Source organism: Petralouisia muris (genome assembly GCF_004793545.1).
Classification (GTDB): Bacteria; Bacillota; Clostridia; order Lachnospirales; family Lachnospiraceae; genus Petralouisia; species Petralouisia muris.
Window position 1 is genome coordinate 1 of the sequence record NZ_SRYA01000068.1, and the last position, 23763, is coordinate 23763.

Here is a 23763-nt window from a genome sequence, read left to right on the forward strand (position 1 = left end):
TTCACTATGGGTAAATTTTGCCATTTTGCGTAGAAAAACGTTGGTAAGTTCCTAAATAGCTGGCATCCGCCTCCAAATCCTCTTGCGGTATCGCACCATAATACATTTTGCAGCAATTTCTGCATCGGCTGCAGTCATAAATCTCTCCCTTCCCCGCAATGTTCCCTTGATGCTAAGGGTATTTTCCCACATCCTTTCATGACTGAATTATATCATGACATCCTAAGGATGGAAAGAACTATTCCAAAATCAACCAGCAAAAAAATGCACGGAAATTAAATTCTTCTCTTGTTTTCCTTTTACTGCTGATATAAAATAAAAAAGAACGGTTACGGGCTATAAGAAAAATACCAGGGTATATCATCCCCTGATTCATTCGCATACAAAAATTTTTACTATATTTTTATAGAGAAAGCGAGGGAAACAATGAAAACTTCCGGAAGTATCTCCAAAGAACTTAGAGAAAAAAATGGTTTGACCTTAGAAAACGTTGTAGAAAAACTGAAAGACTATAAAGTGAACATATCAGCCGAACAACTCTGCGCCTATGAAAATGGCACAGCTTCCATAGATGCTGATCTGTTTTTATATTTATGCAAAATTTACAACTGCCAGAATATCCTGGAAGCATTTTCAGAATCAAATGCAGTACAAAATATTCCACCTCTGGATCTCGCAAAGCTTCAAGAGCTCTCTGCTGAAAGACTAAGTAACCAGCTGTAAAACTTCAAAATCGCCTGTGACCATCTGCACAGAAACGGCAACATCGCCGCTGCCGTTTCTGTGCAGTCTCCATAACTGTTCAGAGCTCCTATTCAACGGAACGTTCTTTATTTTTTATTCTGCCACTCATTCCCTGCAAGATAGAATTAGGAAATTTTTCCCAAAACTTTTTAACAAATACTTCCATTTTTTGCAAGCTGCTGCGGAAACAAGACAGAAAGAATCTTCCGAAGAACAATCCCTTCGCAGGAAGCGGGCTGTGGAAGACAGCGCAGCTGAGAATAGATGAAGCAGAGGCAGATACTTTTATGCTGCCGCAAAGCGATGAAGGGGAACTTATTGCTACAGCAGATAAATTTGATGTTGACCAGCCGGTGATTGAGAGGTTTGAATTCCTTGAGAAGCCGGAAGACGCGCAAGCCTGAAAGAACTGAATGTTTCATTTCCACAGCCACTTGAAGGCGTCTCAACCGAATGGAACTATGAATATTCCGATAAGATAGTGGATGAGGATACAGAATTACTCTTTAACAGTACCTACGATATGGACTTCAATTTTTATGCCACCTATGACAAAAGCTGCGCAAACGTATCCCTTTCCTACCTGACCAAAAGCAGCGGGATACAGTCTGTCAATCTCCCGCAATTTGTAGACAAAGAAGCAACTTTCCAGGATGTGCTGAACAACCTGAAGCTGCCGGAAGACGCCTATACAGAGGATTTTGACGGATTTAAATTGACTTACAGTGATGATTTCCATAATGAGAACACCATTGTAGGTGACATCGCATCCATTTCTGTTACAGCATGCTACAAAGACTGCCAGGTGGCCTGGAATACAAGATATATGGACAAAGTGGAATTCGAAACATGGATTCTGCCGGAAGCCTCTTTAGATGGTACACTTTCCGGAACTATGACAAGCTTAGATGCCGTGGCAGTTTACAAAGGAAAGACTACCATAGACACCGTCTGCACTTATCGGGGAGAAGATGGAAAAATCACATCCGACAATAAAATGATACTGGCATCCGGCGAAGATCTTTCCGACGCCGCAATCAAAGGGGAAGCCAGCGAAGCTTTCAAATCTGCAAACCACTTTGCCGGATTAAGACTGTCATAAACAGTACCTGAGAAGTAATTCAGCAGCAATCCATTTGCCGCTTTTCACAATTCCGCTGCTTTATCGCTTTACATGCTCGTTTCCATTCGCTATAATAATTTTAACCTACGACAAAATGCTCAGAAAACAGAAAGAGAACACAATTATGAAAGTACAGGAATTAAGAAATTTACTAAGCGCCTCTGAGAGAGAACATGTGGAGAAAGCCTTTGTAGAAAGCTATAAACAGCTGCGGAAGATGCAAAAAGAAGAAATTGACCCCATACTTATTGATATTTTAAAAGGAAAAGCCGCTGAAAAGAAAAAGACTGCCGCCAACCTCAGTTTTGAGGATTTGGAACAGCAAATCACTGTTTTTCTTGAAAATGCTTATGCACAGAATTATCTTGCCCCCAACCGCATTATTCCCAAAAACAAACGCCCAAAGTGGCGGTTTCTGGTAAAAAACTTTATAAAGGAACTGGAAAAAATTCCCCCGGAACACAGCAATTATTCAAAAGCCGTTAAATTATTGTCCGACTTATATCATCTGCTCTGTGAAGCCTGCAACTATTATTTATTTTCCACCGACGACGCCTTCCGCTCTATCGGTTGGGAGCAGCCAGCCCTGTTTGAACTGCTGGTGAAAAAGACATTTGCAGACGGATATTCCAGAGAAAAAATCTCCACGCTTTTACTGCATGCAGCAACCGGAGGGCTAAGCCGGGAGTCTCTACACACCTATCAAGAACGGGCGCTTCTCAACGGATTAAAAACCAGCGATGTGAAATATGCAGCCATCGAAGAGGCCAAAAAACTGGTAGATGCACGGACTGAAAAGCTTGTCGGTTTAACAAAATACGACTCAAAGAGATTTCAGCTGGAGGATGAAATCAACGAATTTTGCAACATGATCCTGATGACCTCCATTGCTCTGTCAGAACCGGAACCAGGACTTAAATATTTCTTTCATCATACTAACTATCAGACCAAGGAGATCACACTTTATTGCGCCCTGGATCTCGTCAGCCAAATGGAAGCGGATGATTTATGGATCGCTGTATATGAAAATTACGGAATTAAGAAAAAAATCAAACCGCGGGACTTTTTAGTGAAGAAGTATGAGGAACGGAAAGGCTCTGTATAGCAATTTTTCGGATATTCTGGCATGTATGCGTTGTGCCATTCCTACGGAAACGGCGCGCAGGATTAACTCCCGCAGCCCTGAACGTACCTAAATCGGCGCCACGAAAATGCGGAAAGAAATCTCTGATTTTATGTGCAATAAGAACTGAAAGAAAATGAGGAAAACAAATGCCAATAACATCTATTGAAATATCAGGATACCGATCCATTTCACACTTAAAATTAAACGCCAGACAGATCACTGCACTGATTGGACAAAATGGCAGCGGAAAATCTAATCTTTTATCCGCAATCCAATATTTTTACCGCAACCTGACAGAGGTATGGGAGGAAGAAGGGATTTTTGACACAAGCAACCCATACCGCAATGAAATCCGTATACGGGTTACATATGATTTAAAAAATGTAATGAAAATTGTGAACCACAACCAAAACAAGGGAAGCGAGAACTATCAAAAATATTATAGGAAAATACAAGCCATTTTTCAAAACGATATCATAACAGCAGAACTGATAAAGTACAAAGGAAAAAAGCCATATTGGAATGCGGAATATAATACCCGGCAGATTATAGCGGCACTTTTTCCGATCTATTTTATTGATGCACGGAACATTGAACTGACGGACTGGGCAGAACTATGGGAATTAGTTGGCGATTTGCTCAAACTACGTTATGAAGACATGGATAAAGTCCAGGACAAAATTGCAGAATTAGTTCGCAAACAGGATACCAATATTTCTATCAAGCTAAACCGTCTGGACGAGGTCCTGAAAAAAAATTCAATTGACGTGAAACGGATGACTGCAAGGGAAATGGGGAAAATTCTTTCAGAAATCATATTTCATGGACAGGTTTTTCAATATGATAACCGCAAATTAAGTGAATTTTCAAATGGGACAAACGCTTTTAATTTCACAATTTTTCTGATGGATATTCTGGGCCTAATTAAAACTTATAAGTTAAAGGAACCTGTTATCATTTTGGATGAACCGGAAATCAGTCTGCATATAGAGATGATAGACCAGTTAACGGAAGCTATCTTTGAAGCATCTGGACAAATCCAATTCCTAATGTCCACACATTCTGCAAGATGCGTAAAGAACCTTATGGAGTGCGTTGGAACCGCATATGACATTTACCATGTGGCGCTGAAAAAACAACATACAATTTTGAAAAAGGTTCGAAACCTGGAAGAAAATGAATACAGAGAGCGCATAATTGCAACAGAAGCTTATATGAACAGCTGTTTTGCCAAAATGACCCTGCATGTGGAAGGAGCTTCAGAACTGGAAGTATTCAAAAACCGATATTTAAGAAGCCTGTTTCCAGTATTAAAATCCATAGAAGTTATGACTGGAATGAGTGACCGGGTAATCTATAATCTAACAGCGCCCAACAAGCGAAACTACCAAACTCCAAGCATTGCCGTTGTGGATATGGACCAGAGATTGAAACTAACAAAAGATGAGAAAGGCCTCTGCCGTTTTTCTTTTATAGAACTGAAAGACTATCCAACTAAGAAAGAAAACTATTATTATGGGAAAAAAAGAAAGATTTCGCTGCATCAAAGAAACCGGATAAAAAGCATGGGGAAAAATTGTAATTTCTTTTACCATCTTCCATTTTTCAGCTGCGAGGATCCCAATTTCAAAGATATGCTGCAATTAATTCATAATTACTGTATGTTTTATCGGATCTTTACCTGGAATACAACAATAGAAGGCGTATTAATTACCGAACATAATCTCTCCTTGTTTGAAAAATTTATGAAACAGGAATTGAAGCCACCATATTATAAAAAGATAGCAAATATTATTGAAAACCACCATTTCACAGGAACCAGCCGATTAAATTACATCCGCTTGATTTTTTCTGGAAAGAGTGACTTCTTACTAACGGGAAAAGAAATTTCAAGAAAAAATTCTCAATTGCATACAGATATAAAAAAAACATTCTGGTTAGTCAAAAAGACCAGTGGATGGATCAGCCGATGGCTTGAATTTTATTTTCTTGAAAAGGCAGAAATACCATACCAATCGGAAAATAAATTTCAATATTTTCAAAATGCAGATATAGAAAAGCTAAAGGAATTTGTAAAACAAGATTTTGAGGAATTATACCTGCTCATCTGTGAAATTGAAAAAAACGTGACAGAACCTCAGCAGTATGCTATAATAAAACAGAGCAAGCAGTAATTTTACGTGAGTCGAATAAGCGTAAAGCCATGAGACAATGTGGGAACTTGTTGAAACCATGGAAAACCTGGGACTGATGAATTAATTTTTATGTATCGGGTGCGATTTTTCCATTCACTTTCCTCTCCTGGGATAACCCCCATCAGGAAATTTTCAGAAAGTGCTTGCTCTTTTCCAAAAAATATCATGAAAATTTATACATTAGAATTTTTATTTAAAATATTAGAGTTACAACCAGAAGAATTTTCTCAAATTCTCCTGAAAAAAGAAACTGCATATAACACTTTTGAAATACCCAAAAAAAATGGCAGAAGACTGATACACGGCTTAGACGCCAAAGACGGAAAGCCCCTAAAAAAGCTGCAGCAAAATCTCTACCGAAAAGTACTTTGTAAGCAGCCGACAGCCATACCGGCAAAAGGCTTTTTAAAAGGAGAAAGCTATCTATCTTTTTTGGAACCTCATGCGGGCAATCAATTTTTTCTCCGTTTGGACATCCATGATTTTTTTGGGTCATTTTCAGAAAAGATGATTCGGGATAACTTAAACAGTTTTATTGAAGATAAGGAAGCACTGGAACTTGTTTTTGAATTATGTACCGTCAGCAAAAAACTGCCGCAAGGAGCAGTGACTTCCCCAGCTTTATCTAATATTATGTTTGCAAGGCTTGACCAACGAATTCTGAAATACTGCCAGGCTTTAGAGCAAAACAAGCGGGAGCAGCTTCACAGGGAAAAAGAAAGTTGGTGCAATGCCTCTATATCCTATACAAGATATGCGGACGACATGCTGTTTAGTTCTGATTTTTTTGATTTCCGGGAAAACCTCGCCTTTTTGCATATGATTTCCCGGATTCTGGGTGAATATGGATTTCATCTTAACCGGCAGAAAACAATGATGGCAGAAAAGGAATTATCTATGAATGGATATGTAGTCGGCGAAAATATCCGGCTTTCCAAAAAGAAAACATCAGAACTAAGAAGAATATTATACTGCCTGAAAGATCAAGAAGCAGAAACCTATCAACTCAATCAAGAACTAATGGATGATCCTCAAAAAATATTAAAAAAAATCAAACAGTTTTCTTCGGAAACACAAAAAGGCAGCAGGACTTTTTCAGATATCCATAAATTAATTTGGTATCTGGGCGGATGCAGGTCATGGATAATCTCTGTTCTGCAGACGGAAGCAAAGTTCGGAAAAGAAGAGAAGAACATGGTAAAACTGATTCGCAGAATAGAATGTGTATTGGATGCCCTGCAAGCAATGACGGAAGATCCTAACCGAAGATGATAATACAACACGAACTGTAAAGAACACAATGCTTCCAGATTGTGTTCTTTACAGAACGGGAACAACCTTTTGTAGCACTGACAGCCATACGCTGTCAAAGGAATGTTTCTCCAACAACCTTAGTTGCCATTAGCTGTGCAACAAGCTTATTTCCATCAATAAACATTTGAGTTCGTGCAATATAACAAAAATATTTTAATGCTCTTAGCTCAATATTTTCATAAAACTTCCTCTGTTTTCGTATTTGTTGGAGCATTTGCTAAAATGGCCTCTGTTTTATAATAATTTTTCAACTTCTGATATAAATGCTTTCTGCAATACCTTAGATTCAGGGGCTGTCTATCCCTGACAGCCCCTGAATCTAATTAATTCCCTCAAATATTTCACCCAATGTCATTTTAATATGCGGAAATTCCCTTAAGCATATTTCTGTTTCTGCGTTATAATCCTCATCTTCCTTATCCTCTTCCAGCATATAACTTTGATTCAATACATATTTCCCATCTTCCAGATAATATATTTCGACGAATCCCCCTGGCGACACAATCCAGTATTCTGCAACGCCCGCCTGTTCATAAATATCTTTTTTCACCGTCTTATCTTTTTTGGCTGTTGATGGGCTTAAGGTTTCCACTATAAATTTAGGCACTCCGCTATAAAAACTTCCTTTTAGATGTTTTCGATCACAAACTATCATAATATCTGGACACAAATAATCATCATTTACATCTGGATGGTATTTAAAATCTAAATTCCCTATAAACACAAGACACAGACTGTCTTTTAACCCATATTTTATAATCGCATTGATATTATTGTTGATTATGCCATGTTTAAATCCTGGCATTGGCGACATATCATAAACTACGCCATTTATCTTTTCATCCTTTTTACGTCCAAATTCCGTCAAGCCCATATTATCACATCCTTTCCTAAACAGTCCCCTGCATTGTCATCCCTGGCTTCTCATATTTTACCTTCTATTTGTTCCAAAAAGAATTTAGCCATCTGGCAATCATGTTGTTTTATTGCCAGATTGACCCATTTCTTAGCCTCTGCTGCATTTTTTATTTTCCAATGGCTGCCACCGTATGCGTAAAAGATTCCTAAAAACATTTGGGCATCCAGATTTCCTTGTTTGGCCGAATCCTTTATCCATCTTTCTGCCTGTGCACTATCATTTTGAATGCCGTCGCACCATAAATAAAACAGCCCCAACTCCAATTTGGCATTAGAGTCTCCTTGAGACGCTGAATTTAAGAGTGTCTGCATCGTTTCAGCAACATATATTTCCCATTCAACTGCTGAGGCCTTTTCAGGAAAATCCTCTTCGGCAACGCCTAAAAGCCTATTGACACGCTGCCGATACCTTTCTTTATCCAATACACTTGTACTTTGATTTAAATCACTACGGATTTTATCTATCTGCGCATTTATTGCTTTATCACTTCCGGCTCCGCCACACAGGATGGTAGATTTTTTAGAAACCATTGCACTTTCTGCCTGTCCAAGCTGTATCAAATCATTCGCAGTTATTTCCGCACCGGTATATATATTAATATCGGCCATAAACCCACGTCTTGCATCTCCAAATCCGGGAGCCAGAATTGCCGCCACTGGCAAGCTGCTTTCCTGCATAAATTCATTAAAATACACTCCTAACAGCTCTGCGCCCCTATAGCTCTCCATAATAATCAGTAAAGAGCAGTCTTTTTGCTGCATCACCAAACGGATCATATCGATGATATAACTATCGTTTTCCATTTCGCCATTGAGAAATAAAATATAGGGATTGTGCAGAAAAATTGTTTTCCGGCTGGGAATGCATTTCCATGGCATGCAAAAACCCCGATCGATATAGTAAATGCCTTTTCCGTTCGTTAGGGCAGATGCTGGGTGTTTCGAAACTGCTGCCTTCTGATTGGCCCTTCTTACAGATTTCGCTCCCTGTGTTTTTTCATGAGAAAAGAGATTCTTGTATTGATCCGGATTTAAGTCCTGCAAAAGGCGTTCCAATATGATACGTACAGCCTCATGACGATTATCTTCATAAAGTATTACCCTGATTTGCCTTCTGCCAAGTTCCCTGATTTTTTTATCACGGTCACCCTTTTGACAGTTTAGGATTGCATAATGGTTCATTCCCGGCACTAAAATACTGTCCAAAACATCCATGGTAAGATCTTGTTCCAGGCTGCATCCTAAAAACAATATGGGCTTTTGCACAAAACATTGTTTTAACTCCTGCGGCAAAGGCGCCGTTTGTCCATAATGCAGGTTATATTGCTTTTTCGTAAATACAATACTGCTATATTCGATCAAATCGCCAGTTACAGTGCCGTGAAGCTTGAAAAGATAATTGCCGCTGCGATGCCGTATAGATTGGAGAAGAAGCTCATGATGCCCTGGATGAAACACTGACTGGAATGGTGTTCCATGCATTTGAAATACAGTTTCCAAGGCCGTATCAAAGTTAGTTGTTAATACAAGTCCTTGGAATAATAAAGGCAGTAAATAAATGGCTTCATCCGGTAACTTGCCTTTGTTTTCTTCCAGCCGTTTTGAAGAAAACAAATAAACAATATCATGTGACAGATTTAAAGGGCTGCGTAATTCCTCCAACAGTTGAGCGGCCTCCAGGTAATGCCTGGTATTAATCAGAGATAATATTTGCTCAGCCCTTCCCTTCTCTGTAATCTTTTGGACCAATTGCCTCAATGCATCCGCCCATGAATAATAAGCAAATTGCGTAAGCCCTGCACCGATAAACGGGCACAGAACAGAAATATTTCTTTTGATCTCTTCATATACAGTAATATTGTCTGGATGATATGCCATAATTTCTTCAAAAGAATATGCCAAGTTTTTATCCCCCATGTTTGATTTGTTATACTGCTTAACCAACATTATTTTACCATAAAAATATAGATACTTCTACTGAAAATATAATTCTCATCTCTTTTCACCCTTCCCTTTTCCGCCTGTATGAAAGAGCTGCCATACTTATTCTGAGCTTCTTTCGTTGTGATTGTGTGTTTCATGCTGCAAGCACCGGGACTGTCCATCTCCGACAGCCCCTTAATTAATGGCTTTTTGTACCATGCACTCTTTCCTGTAAAAACAAATCCCATACTCCAAAATATCCTCATACCCTTCCCGTTCCAATTCCTCCCGATATTTTTTCTTCTCAATTTGTTGGAGCGCTTCTTTGCATCCCACTTCCATATCCTGGAATTTCTTCACTGCTTTCAGTTCTAAGATTATGGCACGGCCTTTGCGAATTCTGGGTGTCTTTAAGATCAGGTCTGCACGGCCTACCTCTGCTTCCCGGTTGGATTGGATGCGGTATTTTCCATTCCGTTGCAGTAATCCTGCCAGGAACCCATGGTAGTAGCTTTCCCCATAATCGAAGTAGCTGATTGTCCGTTCCAAAAATCCGGAAATCTCTTCCCCCATCCTGTCTGTATCCCCTTCTTCCAATGCTGTATACAAAGGCAGCATATTAAAGCTTCTCTGCTTTTTCTCAAACCAGGCATGGATGGTATTCCGATAAATATAGGAAACTTCCCTATTGGGAATTCTCATGGTAACATATTGCTCTTCTCCCTCCAAATGGGAAGACACTTTTTTCAAGTATCCAGTAAAAAACAAGAAGTTCCACAGGTTATCCTCATTGTCATAAATACTGTCATATGTGATGTCCTCATGGATTGGTTTCTTAATTGTCCCGCCATTTATCAAGTATTCCAACTGCCCTTGCAGCATTCCCTCATCATCATCCAGTTGCTCCACCAAATCCCGGACTACATTATTTGAGCTGGTATTCGCCCAATAAGGTACCGGTAATGCTTCCTGGTTTGTAACAATATCCTCCATATGGTTAAGAATACTCCAAGGGTTATAAATTTCTGTATTTCCAAAACAATATCCATCATACCATTCTTTTATAACCGGAAAATTTCCTTTCCGGTCATAATATTCCAGTATGCCCTGAATTTCCGCTTCCGTGAAACCAAAATATTCGCCGTAATTTTCATTTAAAATGGAATAAATCCTCAAATTATTCAGTCCGGTAAAAATAGATTCCCTGGATATCCTCAGGCATCCGGTAACCACTGCAAATTCCAGGTATGGGTTCGTCTTTAATGCAGACTCAAACAGGGAACGGATAAATCCTGCCATTTCATCATAAAAGCCGTTAAAATATGCATGTTCCAATGGGACATCATACTCGTCAATCAGTATGATGCACTTCTTTTGGTATATTTGGCAAAGGCATTTTGACAGGAATGCAAGGCTGGTTAAATCATCCTCCTTCTTCCCATGCCGTCCGCGAATACACATGTATTTTTCCAAGTCATCTGGATGCTTTAATTTTACCTTTATCTGCTCTTCATGCCTGGCATATTCTTCTGACAATTCCTCTCTCAGGCAAGCCATAGCCTCTTGGTGTCTTTCCAAAACGGCGGGGACGGGTGAACTGGTTCACTTTCCCTCTTTTATCCAGGAGTTCTTTGATCATCAATGTCTTATCTACGTAATAGTAATTCTTTAAAATAATTTCTTCAAAATCGTCTACCCCGATTGGCAATGGTTTCATCTGGCCTGCCTTCCCTGCTTCTCAAAGATACAATAATCATACGTTTTCCAGTTACATTAGCCCATGCTCTTTCTTATCTGTGAAAAGCATGGGCTTTTGGGATATTATAATCCAAACTGCTATCGTGCGCAAGCAGTCCTGCCCAAAATGCCCAAGCGTTTTGGAAATTTTAGAAAAGTGCCAAAATATGGCCCCCATAAACAATCGACACAATAATAATCAATAAAACACTTATCCCAGAAAAAATTAATTTTGCTTTTTTATAAGTGTTTAAAAAAAAAGTTCCTTCATGGCATCTGAAAACAACATCAAATCAAAGAAAAAAATACCAGGCTAAACGTACCATAAGATATATCCACACTTGCCAGATTACACATTATCCACATTATCCTTAGAGGTAAAATCTCCGCAATAACAACATAAAATATCCAATTTACAATTTTTTTAGCACTTCTATTCCTCTTTCGCATATTCTATGATAATAATGTTGAGGTCAAAATCCCCACTAGATTCCTTTTTGCCTTTGGTTGCAGGAGATTTCCCATGAACTTAGTATTTCATTTAAATGTTCCACATCGTTAATATATTATACACATTCCCCGGCCAAATTACAATAAGCCACACCTCTGCTTTTTATGGTTTTTATTCTTTCAATATGACCAGCTTATATGGGAAGCATTCCACACGGACACTGCTCCTTGCTTCAAAAATGCCGACCATTGTAGATAAGGCTTTTGTAACAAAGGTTTATGCGAATGGTTTCGCACTCAGGAAAAGATTTTTCTATGGGACGGTTATGTCCAGCCTTGGGACCATAGGATTATGGGCCTGAGACTTTCCAGGGAAACCTCAAACGGACAGGCATTAAAAAAATATCCCCTGTTAAGCGGGCTTTACTCTTTGGTGAAGGAATCCCATGCAGTGATGTTTTCCAATGTTTCATAGAATTCATCCTTATATGGGCAGCTACTGCAAAGTTTGACATCGTATATCTTGCTGAATGTACCACTTTTGCGGCAATCTTCAGCAGTTTCATGCTATGATATCTATCTGCTGTTTACACATTTTTGCAGATAATGCCAGACGTTTAAACCTATTAAATACGTTGTATGCCAGTACATGAACCTAGAGATGGTTTGCATTCACTATTTTGGAAGAACTGCTTACTGTTGCAAAATCAAAACCATGAATGAGCTTCTGTACGATGAAGACTTGGAAGAAATATTCAATTTATAAGGAGGAGAATAGAATGAACGAAAAATATCTGGACTCTTATACAGCAACTGGATGCCAAGCGAAAGCTATTCGCCACATCTTAAACTGTAAGACCGACGCATATGGGAGGAATGCCTGGTTTTATCAGCATCATGCACACGTGGGGCTCAACCTTTTCCTATCCCCCACACATTCATGTGATATCGGCCAGCAGATGACTGGATTCGAATTGGAACTGGAGCCGAAGAAAAGAGGGGGTCTTCCTGCCAGGTAAAGCAATTGCCAAACTTTTTAAGGGGAAATTCCTGTCCGGACTGAAAGGCCTGCATGAAACCGGAAAACTTTGTCTGAATACATCACTATGGTCTGATCAGCAAGCATAACAAACGGAAATTGATTCCGTTCTGCAGGAAACTGATTGGCTGCCGTGAATTTCTGAAACGTTTTAAGAAAAATGATATTTTTTTGACGTTCAGTTGAATTTTAAAATTGTATAAGGAAAAATCTGTTATATCGTTTCATACATGACTGGCAGTAGGAAAAAGTATACGAATAAAGGAATGTTTTTAAACAGTAAAGCATCATATGAATCATATAAAAGAATTGTTATTGCTGTACTACCGAAACAGTTACAAAAGATGAGACCGCTTTAAAACAAATCGCAATAGAGAAACGGAAAATTGAACGAAAGCTCTACCAACAGCCGCCTCTTAGAGGGGAGTAATCCTCTCTATATCTGTCATCAGTAGACAGAAAACACTAACGTTGTACGCGTCTAATAAAAAATTCTTTCATAAACCCAATGATTTTCTCATCATTTTCATAAAACTCAATCAACATTCCTTTAAACTCTTCCAACCTCTCAATCGGGATCTGAAATATACCTATATTATGTTCAATCAAAACCTAATTTGCCTTTCGCCAAAAAGGAGATCCCGATATCCCTTTTGCTGTTAATGGCAGGAATCCCATTAAGCAGGAGATTGTAAAAATTAATTTCCAAAAGCCACCGGCTCCCAGACTGAAAGCTAGAGCCATTTCTGAACCGATTCCTTATTCTGTTTCAATATTCTCTGAGCTTCCAGCAATAGAACTGTTTATGTCAGGAGTTACCGTTGTCACTGGCAACCTGTACGTCCAGCAATAAATCCAAAAACCGCACATATCTAACAGTATAATAATGCTAATATTTCTCAAATATCCTTAACAAACGATTATATTTCTCTACCCGATCTCCTCGTCTTGGTCCGCCAATTTTAATGAAATCTGTCTTAATTGCAACACCCAAATCACACATGAACGTATCCATTGTTTCATATGACCTGTGTGATACACAAGTGAATAATCCCCTTTCTCTCACTGCATTCACCATTTGCAACGCACCTGTAAGCGTTCCTACCTGCTTTAGCTTAATGATTACACCGTGGACAATAGAATTATCCAAATACTTTACTTGTGTTGCACTCAAATCATCGGAAAAAATTTTCACATCTGGACGAACCTGTTGATACAGAGAACTCCAGTTTTTTCTATCAACAGCATCAAAGGGATCTTCAATATAAGTTAACGGATATTTCTTGGTTAAATCTATCAAGATCTCCTCCATTTCATCTGGTATAATCCGTTTATGATGAAAATTATAAATGCCTTTTTCATACAAATGCTCCGCCGCCACATCAACTGCAATAGAAACCTTTTTGGAAGCCCCAATCCTTTCTATCATGTTTGCCATCATATAAAATTTATCATCCAAATCAAGCCTATCTGTCAGAAAACCACTGGATGCTGAATAGCCTTTCAATCTGCCAGAATCCATTAGCATGCTTTCAATCGAATTATACAATGCTAGAATAGTATCCACTGTTTCTGAAAAATCCCTGCAGCATACAGAAAACATGATCTGCTGCATGCTTCCGCCCAAAGTATTATCATGCACACCTCCTGAAAAAATTGGAATCATAGGCACAAAATTATTTTGGGACGGCAATGTAATTCCTAATCCACGAATATAGTGAATTAACTCCTGATTCTCATATTGACAAACCGCCCGTGCAAATGCCAACGACAGTGCAAGTATCAGATCAGAACCCCATTCCTCTCGTCTGCTACCCAAATTGTCATCCCATGATTGCTGACTGTACTGCATGCCAACCAAAATTTGAACCTGCTGATCAAAATCATTTATTTTTTCTTTAATATCTTTGGTAATAGCGCTTTCTCTTCTGCCTGCTACTATCGCAGCAGGTGCAGATGCACGTCCGAATCCATTTTCGATATAAATATCTGACTCTACCGCATATTCCCCATGAGAATTGAGAATAGAACGAAGTTTTATTTTTATTACTTTATACATTACTCTATCCCTTTATATAATCCATAATTTTCGTTGCCTCTTTAACTGGGCAAGAACCACACTCTGCACTTTTTTCATCAAAAGAAATACTGCTGTCTTTTGAAATTCCTGAACCATATAGCAGCAAAGGGACTGCATCATCAGAATGCACTCCCAACTCACAGGGAGTTGCATGATCACAGGTCACAACAACCCTATCGCTGCCAGTTAAATTTCTTCGTATCTCTCCGATAAAATACTGGTCAATAATCTCTATTGCCTCTACCTTCTTAAATGGCTCTTTATCATGTCCCGGCTCATCTGGACCTTTCAAATGGCAAAATACAATATCCGATTCGTCCTGATACAGCACCTTCGCTAAATCCCTTAAATATACCCCATCCCCCTGCTTATCAAAAGACCAGGTATAATAAAAATGTGCTCCTATCAGCTGAGCAAGAGCCTTTTCACATGGCAGCTGTCCAAAAATCGACAATGTTTTTCCATACCTTTCTTTAAAATCCGGCATTTGGATTCTGCTGCTTCCGCCATCTCTCACCAAAATACAATTTGCTGGCATCTTTCCTTCCAAAATCCTTTTTCTATTTACCTGACTGCTGCCAAGAATCTCCATACACTGTTTTGAAAACAAATTCACAAGCCTGGCTGTATTTTCAGAAGCCTTAGATTCATCTTTTGCTTTACAAGGCAGAAGAGCCGAAGGATAATTCTCTACTGGAATGCTGAAAAAACCTTCTTTCCGATATGCAGGATCTGTATTTGAAACATTCCCTGTCAAACTTATTTCATCACTGTAAAAGCTGAGAATTCCTCTAAAACTTCCAAATGTATGAAGATGAAATCGAACCTTTTCACTATTATCCAGCCTCACCCCATTTACAATTTCAGAAGTCAGTTCCTGGAGCTCTTCCGCCGAAAGCCCTCTTGCCACACGCCTGTCAAGCAAATTCGATCTCTTCTCATTCAATGTCGCAAAATTAATCCGAAAACCTGCATGATACTTATAATCAAGGCCTACCCCCACGCCAAGACTTTCTAACATTCCTCTTCCACAATAATAATTCATTGGATCGTATCCCAGCAAAGCCATTGCACCAGAATCTGATTCAGGCACGAACCCTTCCGGCAAAATCTTTATCATCGACTGCTGACCTCTGCAAGCCAGCGAATCTAAATGCGGCTTCCTGGCCGCCTTCAGAGGCGTTCGGTTGCTTAACATCTTTACTGGCCGATCGGCAGCACCATCCAATATGATGAAATACACCTTTCCCATTATTTCTCTCCCTCTTCTTTGATTTTTCCAATAAATCCCACTTTTTTCCCTAACATGACCGCCTTTTGACTGCATTCCCACAATCTTTGGTATTCTTCTTCAAAATATTTGATCATTCCTTCAAAATCCTTCTCATCGTCGTCCTTATCACACATTATGATAAGCGAATCTTCTGGTTTCTCAACTTTAAGTACCCCTTTTTCCCTTATGAACCGATAAGCCTGCACCGTACCCCAGATCGGTTGATTATCTCTGTCATATACTACGGAAGCTCTTATAGCAGGAGGAACCGATGCTCCAAAAATTTCAATTTCTTCTCCATATCTCAGCAGTCTCTTTATTTCTTTCAGAATATCCTTTTTATCCCCTTCTTCACAGATATCCTTATTCTCTTCTGGATTGCAGACAATCATCTTTACTTTAACTCTTAATTCCTCTCTGTGAATCGTCTCCACAACAGCCTCGTAACCTTTTCTTCCATAACAGATGATCTTTAATTCTTCAACATCCTTATGTGCGCGGAGTAATTCTAACAATGTTGTTGTAGTTTTTGAAGAATTATAACGAAAATAACTTTTTCTACTCACATCTTTTTTGATACAATCCAGATTTTCTGTTACTTTTTCATGCACTTCTTTCATTTCTTTTATATACATATTTATCTCAGACAAATTTGCATGACAGTTCTGATAACAAGGCTCTTTTTCTTCACCGTCTCCTTTCAGCAAATTATATATTTCTTCAAACTTCTGCAAATAACCACAGACCCGTTCTTTTACAATATACCAGGAAAGTACCACTCCCGCCAATAAAACCAACCCTGCAACCACCGCTGCAATAATACGCGCTATCAAAGACCATTGGGTAACAACAACTGAAAAGACCGTAATAATAAATGATAAAATCCCTATTCCACTTGCAAAAATTGCTTTTCTCTTTCTTTTAGCCCATTCTCCCATATTTTCCATAATATTAATCCCCTATTCTAAAATTTCTAAGTGACAGAAATCCTTTCTCTTCCTGTAATGTACTCTGACTGCGCATTAACAACGCATTCTTTTCCCTCTGCATATTCGCCTTTGTGGTAATACCCAATCTGAATGGCCGGAATTCTTTTTTCCCTTAAAACCGTAGCCAAATGGCACAATACCGAACCTTCGCAAAAAACAAAGGCCGCATCTTTCGAAGAACATCGTTCCACCAGAGGCAACAGGGCAATATCCGGCCTTTGAGCGAAAAATACCATAGGCTCATATTCATTATCAAGATTTTCACATAATAATGAGATATCTTCTTTTTCAATATGTATTATCTTGCCCTTTATTTTTCCTTCTGATATAATCCCAGAAGAAACCCTTGACAAGGTTAATTTTCCTTCTTTTCTTTGCTCAGCAAGATCCATAAAAAAAGGCTGATATTCATTTTCTGGCTCATTCTGGAAAATGCCAAATTCAATCGTCCAGTCACGCGTTTCTAGCAACGGCTTAAAATATTGTACAATCTTTACAATGGTTTCTTCCGGAATCATCGTTCTGGCTTTGGAATCCTCATTGCATAAACAATAAACAATATGCCCTTCTATCAATTCATACCATCTGGTTTGCTCTACTTCTTTTTTCAAAAGAAAGTCATCCGCCAACCCTATCATATACCGATTCACAGGAACAATTCCCTTTGTAACAAAATTACCATAAGTTATTTCCATTAAATATCCATCCTGTATTTTGCGGATCTGTCCTGTATACAGCGGTTTTACTGTCTCTTGAATCATCGTGACACCAATCCAAGAGTGTTTCCCTAACAATGTATCATAATTCCTGATACACTCTTTCAGGCTCCCATATTGAGGAAAAGCGCGAATTCCATATCTGCAGCATTTTGATATGCTGCCTCTTACTTTCGTTTTATCCCCCAAATAATGGCATCCCACTATATCATTGGGATATAATACAACAGCACTGTAGCCTTTATAATGTGCACTTTTTGCAAGTTCCCATTCCATTTCAACAGACTCATGGTTACTATCATTGTATATATATATATATGTATCAGGCATTTCTATACTTGATTCCAGCACTTGCTTCCATATGTCTATTCTGTCCTGAATATTGATTCTTTCAGAGATTTTCTCCATATTTCCCATATCCACATGTAGCATACCAGAGGGAATAGAGGTAATCGTGGATATCGGCCTGCACTGTAAATAGTATAAACGCTCACCATCTGCAGCCCATTCTATATCAAGCGGATACCCAAGCCTGCACTCTAACTGCTTTGTGTCCATACATAATTTCTTCAGCTCCGGAAAACTTTCTGTTCCTTCCAAAATCATAACTTCCTGATCCTTCATCCTAATAGTAACATCTCTTCCTGCCAGTTTTCCAGATACTAGTTTATCGCCCAATCCGTGGGAAAAGCTAACCAGCATTTTGTTTTTCTCGTAGGTAAACGGGTCTGATGTGAAAATTACTCCTGAATTTTGTGCCTGAATAAATCTTTGTATCACAATTCCCATTTTAGTTCCAGGAACCACTAAACCACATATCAGTTCTTCAATTGCCTTCCATATTTCAGAAAATGACATCTGTCCCAAAAATGTTTTATATTTTCCTGCGCCACTGACACACTTTATGTCTTCCATTGTACAGGAAGACCTGACTGCCACTTCATATCCTTCTTCTGTTTCAAACCGCTTCAGCTGCATCTTCAAATTATTCTGAAACAATTGATCAAAATATGCCATGCTGTCAACCGCCTCAATTGCTACTCCGTCAGGAACCAGGAATCCCTGTTTTTTTAAAATAGAAAGCCCTGCTGCTTTTCCACCAAAAATTTCCGGTAAAAGCTCTTCCTCTGTAATATCCACAATTTTAATCATCGCTCTTTCCTTCCTCAGCCGCTATCTGACGTATCCGTATGTCAATTTTGTGTTCCTTCACATAACGATACACAAAGTCTGTAACCAGATGATGCCAGGATTCTCCTGCTACCATACGTCTGCGGACTTCTGTACCACTTGTAAATTTCTGTTCATTGGTTCGCTGCCACATTACCTCAACATGATAACCATATTCCTCTAAAGCTGCTTTCTTATCCATACTCCATTGATCGTAAATCGTCATATAATATTTTGCATCCTTCGGTGCGTAATTGGATAATAATTCAGGATAATTGATTGGAAATGGAACAATATCAAACTCTTCCATAGAAATATTATTCTCAAGCAAGGAACCCTGAATCATTTGATACCGTTCAAAATAAGTAAGCGGATTGGATAACGGAAGTGAACGATGCGGATTCGCATCGGAATATTTTGTCAATATTGGATCCGGATTGCAGATCCCTATGATCAGATGCTGGCAACGCTCTTTTCCTGCCAGAAGATACTCCATATGTCCTTTGTGAAGCATTTGAAAACGTCCATGTATTACTCCTGTTTTGTCTTTCATACTATCTCCTTCTTATCCCTTTTATCGAAATAATTGTTCAACAAGCACTGCTTAGCTGGAAATGAAATAGAAGATTTTTCTATTTCTGAACTTTATTGGCATTCTTTTTCATCGCATCAGCCTCTTTTTCATTGCATTGCTTCCACTCTGATATTTCCTTCGTAACATATTCGTTTACCTGGTTCATAAGCTCCTCTGTAAGAGGACAGCCATACTCCCCATAATTTTTTATCTTGCAGAATTGGATACAATCATTCCCACTTTCCTGATTTCTTTTTTTGCATTCTTCCCGCTTAATTACATACTGGGAAATCCGCTCTTTCAGCACTTCTGCCGAAGTTCGATAACGCATCCAATTATCCTTGTAGTGCCCCAGGCCGTTGATAGATAATGCACCGCTGGCAACCGCCGCAAGTACCGTAGTTATCAGACTGACTGGGCACGGAATATCATTATGTACTGTATTTACGATTAAAATCAATAAATTTGCAAATATTGCAGTAATATTTAATATGTAGTACATACGTTTCTGACTGCCTGCTTTACAAATATACCATATGAGCAGATTACTTAAGCGAAACCGGATTGCATCCTCCTGAATCATATCCAGCAACCGCAAAACAAATTCTTTCTCTGTCTTTGGTATTTTATTCTGACTTTTGTATGCACCCCATCCAAATTTCTGATGCCGCACTTACCCCAACCTCCTGTCATTTCCCAAAATAAATTTTCTAACCCAATCATAATTTTCTTTTAGTAAAGCACAATACTTAAACACGAATCTTTTGTATTCATTTACAATTTTCTCATGTATACTTCCATCTGTTTGAAGACCAGTTTCCCCCGTATATTCCATATCTCTATGAAATCTTTCTACATACTGTACGCATTTTTCAAAATGTTCTGTATTCTCTAATGCTTTAAATATCTCCTCCGGATCACAATTTCCAACCTTCAGGCCTCTTTGCAATTCAGAAGAAGAATTTTTCTCAAATGGCGATAAAATAAAGCTGTCAATTCCTCTTTCCATATAACCTGTGAGATTCCCGCCAACCAGAAAACTTTTGGGCGCACGTCCCACTGCCAATAATTCAAACTCCTGATCTGGCTTAAAAAGCCTTTTAATCAATGATTTAAAATTAACACTCTTATTATTTTCATAAGCCTCTAATACCTCACAATAATCTAATAGGCGTGCACCATCATTCATTTGGATACAATTGTTCCCTTTGCTCTCTTTTGCACTCTTTCTTATATAAAAAGAATATAACATATAAAAATCTCCGTCACTGCTCACTGTCTGCATCTGAGTAACCCGGAAATAACTGGATGGAATCTGTTCAACTAAGATATCCGTGGTGACATAATTTTTCAGTTTTCCCAAGAAAACAGCAATTTTCATATCATCGGTCAATGGTTCTTTTATATATTCAACTATCTGAAACTTCCCATTCCCATACACGAAAAAAGAAACCGGAAATTTAACCTGCCCTATACATAACACTATGTCACTCAGAGCAGCATACCTCTTTTCCAGAAGGGTTATGTACTCCTGATAGTCTTTTTCATTGACATACCGTTTAAACAATAACAACAATGTTACTGCAACCCGCAGATCATTTAACACTTTGTTGCTTCCTTTGTCTCCCTGCTCAAGAATCTGTAAGCACATTAACGTAAATATTTTTCCTGTATCTTTTCAATCTTATCCCGTGTCAAATTATCCTGGTTTCTCAAATGATTTCTGTCAATGTTTAAATATTTATCTGCTGGATAATCAAATATTATAATATCCATTTGAAGTAAACCTGAAAAAACAGGAACATGTAAAGGAACGTCCGTCAAAACAGAAATGTCTTCAATTTTACTGAACTTATACCACACCCGAAGGCTTTTATCTTTACGGCAGGGAAGGTGAAAATAACTGCGTTTCTGATCTTCACTGCATTTTATACAAGGAAGTGCTTCTATCCGGTAAAACAGCTTATCTGCTTTGTCATAATATACGGCATTTCCGTCCCCGATCCAAAAGATCGCTTCCCGATTATTAACGGCATTTTCATACCGCAGCTGCAGCGTTGACAACCTGTATTTATATGCCTCATTTCTCTTATTTTTGCTTTCTCTGAAAAAACCATACACTCTGTTATGATGGCTGGTTTCCTCCTTATCCTCGTTTTTAATCGTCATAGTACAAAATTCAACGTTAAAATAGTCAAAAGGAGTCTCCTTTAATTTTTTGTCAATCACATGAGCCATTTCTGCATAAATAGCATTAAACTCATCCTTCTTATCAAATTTCCAGTCATAATACTGGAATTCAGACCGGTTCTCCCATAAATGTTCCCGTTTTATAGCGAATTTTACATTCGTGCCCTGACTATAATTATCATAAAAAACATCACCGTCTACATCATGGTCGTGAATTTCCTGCTTTTCAATTCGTCCCATATCTTTTCCATAAGAATTGAACACTATCTTATACTCTGGCCGATTGGGCTGACGGGTATAGAAATTAATCTGATCTGTCAGCTGGAACACAGACTGAAGGCCAATCCCAAAAATCCCTGCCGGTTTCATCCATTCCGGCATAGAATGTAAAATCCTCTGGAGCCTTTCATTCTTCTCTTTGCCCTGTCCTATATTAGCCATGGAGTCTAAATCCTCTTTACCAATTCCAGTGCCTCTGTCTTTCACTACCACAAAGATTTCATTTTCATCCAAATCACGGATTAATTCTATTTTTATATTATAAAACTTAAAGATCTCTGATGGAATAGCAGTAAAGTCCGTCATACTGCTAATTTCCTGTTTTTCTATCAGGTGTGCGTATTTGTTATGCGTCAGGTCATACCACATTTGAAGCAGTGAAGCATCCACCGCGTTCTGAACCAGTTCCCGAATACCGATATAGCGGTCATTATAAATGTTCGTCCCTTCTAATAACTCCAGAACTTTCTGCTGGGGCATCTGCATCTGCAGTTTCTTATCATCTGCTGTATAAAGAAAAAATTCCGGATAGCTTTCATCTTTTACATAAATATCACCCATCTCCAGATAGGGAGGCCTTCCAAAATCAGAAGGTGTGATTTCAGACCAATGCATTGTTAAAAAACCGCATTCCTCTCTTAACATAGAAAGCCAATGTTCTGCCAAACGGGCAACTTTGACAGCATCAGAGCCGCCGCAATGGAAAACTATCTGTATCTTTTTGGGACCTACATAAAAATGTGTGACGGACTCATGTTTTTGATAATGAAGCCTTGAAGATTCCGGGAGAAAATCGCTGTCTTCATCCACTGCCCCATTAAACCATAAGGGAAACCTTCCGTTATCCAAATCAAGCAAATCCCCCAGCCTCAGCATAGCGGCTATAAAACGCGGATGATAAATCCCAGATTCCAGGCCATTGGCATATTTTTCCATTTCCATCATCCCGTCAACAGAAGAACCATGAAGCCGGCATATCTGTACAATACTGTTAATGATGCGCCGGTCAATCCTTCCATGAAGAAGATCTCCTAAATCTTTTTCCAAAGAAATAACCCCATAACTATGAAGAGGACGAAGATACTGCTGCAACGCTAATAAAATAGCTCTGTAAATTTCCTGCAACACCTTCTTCCCCGTTTCCTTTATCGTCTTATCTTCTCTCCCTTTCACCAATTCAAGAAGTATCTTGAAACTGTCCCTCTCTTCTTGAATGGGATTTTGGGATTGCTTTTCCAAAAACCAAAGAAATTTATCATCCCCCAATGCCTGGTACACCCGATCGGCTGATAGCGCCATTCCATAATCATGGGCATATGCACTGCAAAGCAGCATAAATGTATCCGAAGGTGATAGATTGCTGATTCTCTCCTCACCTAAAAACATTTCTATCATGGTTATAATTTTTCGGGAATGTGTTGCGTCATGGAGACTGAAATGTACAAAGACACTGCGGGAAGAGCTCAAACGCTCCACCAGATCCTTTTTCAAGATATCCCACAAACTAAACAGACGCTGGGAATCTTCTTCCTTTTCCGCAATATTTTTAAAATGCTTTTCCAAAGTTAACTGTGCTTGATATGGCATATTTTTCTCCCCCTTTATTCTATTTATCATTACCCTATTACCGTGTCTGCACGGCAATCAGCGAAAGACGCTGTATTTACTCAAGAATATACTTATTTGTCAAATGATTTGAAATGCTTCTTGAAAAAGCAAAAAACTGTTGGCAAATCATCTGACTCACGGGTATAAATATTCCCCATATTAATATCCCCATCTGAGTTAATCTTTAGGTTATAACTCGCTTCTATTATGATAGTATAACATCCGGTTGTAAAGTTCGTCAAGAACCGCTGTCAGAGATCCAGCTCTGACGCTTAAATTTATACTTATACTCTCAGAGTACATTGGATTCTATTT

18 protein-coding genes and 1 pseudogene are annotated in these 23763 nt (G+C 38.7%); 6 read left to right on the top strand and 13 right to left on the bottom strand.

Going from position 1 to position 23763, the window contains the following annotated elements; all coding sequences use genetic code 11:
* The first annotated feature begins 426 nt into the window (after positions 1-426).
* From E5329_RS22515 to E5329_RS22535, 5 genes are all read left to right on the top strand, one after another.
* Complete coding sequence (locus E5329_RS22515; RefSeq protein WP_135991558.1) at positions 427-723, top strand: helix-turn-helix domain-containing protein; 297 nt, start codon at positions 427-429, stop codon at positions 721-723.
* Between the two features lie 544 nt (positions 724-1267).
* Positions 1268-1846: a hypothetical protein gene (locus E5329_RS22520; protein WP_135991559.1), complete on the top strand. Its 579-nt coding sequence runs from the start codon at positions 1268-1270 to the stop codon at positions 1844-1846.
* 145 nt (positions 1847-1991) lie between these two features.
* A complete protein-coding gene (locus E5329_RS22525) occupies positions 1992-2972 on the top strand; it encodes a hypothetical protein (RefSeq protein ID WP_135991560.1) in 981 nt (326 codons plus the stop codon).
* Positions 2973-3139: 167 nt separating this feature from the next.
* Positions 3140-5167, top strand: a complete 2028-nt coding sequence (locus tag E5329_RS22530; protein ID WP_135991561.1) for a retron Eco8 family effector endonuclease — start codon at positions 3140-3142, stop codon at positions 5165-5167.
* A gap of 186 nt (positions 5168-5353) precedes the next feature.
* On the top strand, positions 5354-6460 hold the full coding sequence (locus E5329_RS22535) for a reverse transcriptase family protein (protein ID WP_168356728.1): 1107 nt from the start codon (positions 5354-5356) through the stop codon (positions 6458-6460).
* A 361-nt stretch (positions 6461-6821) separates the two neighbouring features.
* Here E5329_RS22535 and E5329_RS22540 read toward each other — a convergent pair whose 3' ends face one another.
* The 5 genes and pseudogenes from E5329_RS22540 to E5329_RS22555 all read right to left on the bottom strand — a co-directional run.
* A complete protein-coding gene (locus tag E5329_RS22540; protein ID WP_135991563.1) occupies positions 6822-7376 on the bottom strand; it encodes a Uma2 family endonuclease in 555 nt (184 codons plus the stop codon).
* A gap of 50 nt (positions 7377-7426) precedes the next feature.
* The gene (locus E5329_RS22545) at positions 7427-9082 is read right to left on the bottom strand and encodes an SIR2 family protein (protein WP_168356729.1); all 1656 of its coding nucleotides are present in this window, start codon (positions 9080-9082) and stop codon (positions 7427-7429) included.
* Positions 9083-9538: 456 nt separating this feature from the next.
* Positions 9539-10900 (bottom strand): PD-(D/E)XK nuclease domain-containing protein, encoded by a 1362-nt coding sequence (locus tag E5329_RS22550; RefSeq protein ID WP_330572305.1) that lies wholly within the window; start codon positions 10898-10900, stop codon positions 9539-9541.
* The gene (locus tag E5329_RS31835; RefSeq protein WP_330572306.1) at positions 10854-11060 is read right to left on the bottom strand and encodes an AAA family ATPase; all 207 of its coding nucleotides are present in this window, start codon (positions 11058-11060) and stop codon (positions 10854-10856) included. The genes E5329_RS22550 and E5329_RS31835 overlap by 47 nt, the downstream gene beginning before the upstream one ends.
* Before the next feature lie 893 nt (positions 11061-11953).
* Positions 11954-12245: pseudogene (locus E5329_RS22555) on the bottom strand (transposase); the annotation flags it as partial.
* A 64-nt stretch (positions 12246-12309) separates the two neighbouring features.
* Between E5329_RS22555 and E5329_RS32870 the strand changes: the two are divergent.
* Positions 12310-12549: a hypothetical protein gene (locus E5329_RS32870; protein ID WP_275443622.1), complete on the top strand. Its 240-nt coding sequence runs from the start codon at positions 12310-12312 to the stop codon at positions 12547-12549.
* A 909-nt stretch (positions 12550-13458) separates the two neighbouring features.
* Here E5329_RS32870 and E5329_RS22565 read toward each other — a convergent pair.
* From E5329_RS22565 to E5329_RS22600, 8 genes are all read right to left on the bottom strand, one after another.
* Positions 13459-14628 (bottom strand): enolase-like domain-containing protein, encoded by a 1170-nt coding sequence (locus E5329_RS22565; RefSeq protein ID WP_135991566.1) that lies wholly within the window; start codon positions 14626-14628, stop codon positions 13459-13461.
* A 4-nt stretch (positions 14629-14632) separates the two neighbouring features.
* Positions 14633-15901: a CMP-5'-phosphonoformate--3-phosphoglycerate phosphonoformyl transferase gene (locus tag E5329_RS22570; RefSeq protein ID WP_168356730.1), complete on the bottom strand. Its 1269-nt coding sequence runs from the start codon at positions 15899-15901 to the stop codon at positions 14633-14635.
* On the bottom strand, positions 15901-16869 hold the full coding sequence (locus E5329_RS22575) for a TMEM198/TM7SF3 family protein (protein WP_135991568.1): 969 nt from the start codon (positions 16867-16869) through the stop codon (positions 15901-15903). The genes E5329_RS22570 and E5329_RS22575 overlap by 1 nt, the downstream gene beginning before the upstream one ends.
* A gap of 26 nt (positions 16870-16895) precedes the next feature.
* Positions 16896-18779, bottom strand: a complete 1884-nt coding sequence (locus tag E5329_RS22580) for a PEP/pyruvate-binding domain-containing protein (RefSeq protein ID WP_135991569.1) — start codon at positions 18777-18779, stop codon at positions 16896-16898.
* The gene (locus E5329_RS22585; RefSeq protein WP_135991570.1) at positions 18772-19350 is read right to left on the bottom strand and encodes an adenylyltransferase/cytidyltransferase family protein; all 579 of its coding nucleotides are present in this window, start codon (positions 19348-19350) and stop codon (positions 18772-18774) included. Before E5329_RS22585 ends, E5329_RS22580 begins: the two co-directional genes overlap by 8 nt.
* A 79-nt stretch (positions 19351-19429) precedes the next feature.
* The gene (locus E5329_RS22590) at positions 19430-20044 is read right to left on the bottom strand and encodes a DUF4231 domain-containing protein (RefSeq protein ID WP_135991571.1); all 615 of its coding nucleotides are present in this window, start codon (positions 20042-20044) and stop codon (positions 19430-19432) included.
* The gene (locus E5329_RS22595; RefSeq protein ID WP_135991572.1) at positions 20045-20623 is read right to left on the bottom strand and encodes a hypothetical protein; all 579 of its coding nucleotides are present in this window, start codon (positions 20621-20623) and stop codon (positions 20045-20047) included.
* A 398-nt stretch (positions 20624-21021) separates the two neighbouring features.
* Positions 21022-23427 carry an HD domain-containing protein gene (locus tag E5329_RS22600; protein WP_168356731.1) on the bottom strand — a complete coding sequence of 802 codons (2406 nt, stop codon included), beginning with the start codon at positions 23425-23427 and terminating at the stop codon, positions 21022-21024.
* Positions 23428-23763 lie beyond the last annotated feature (336 nt).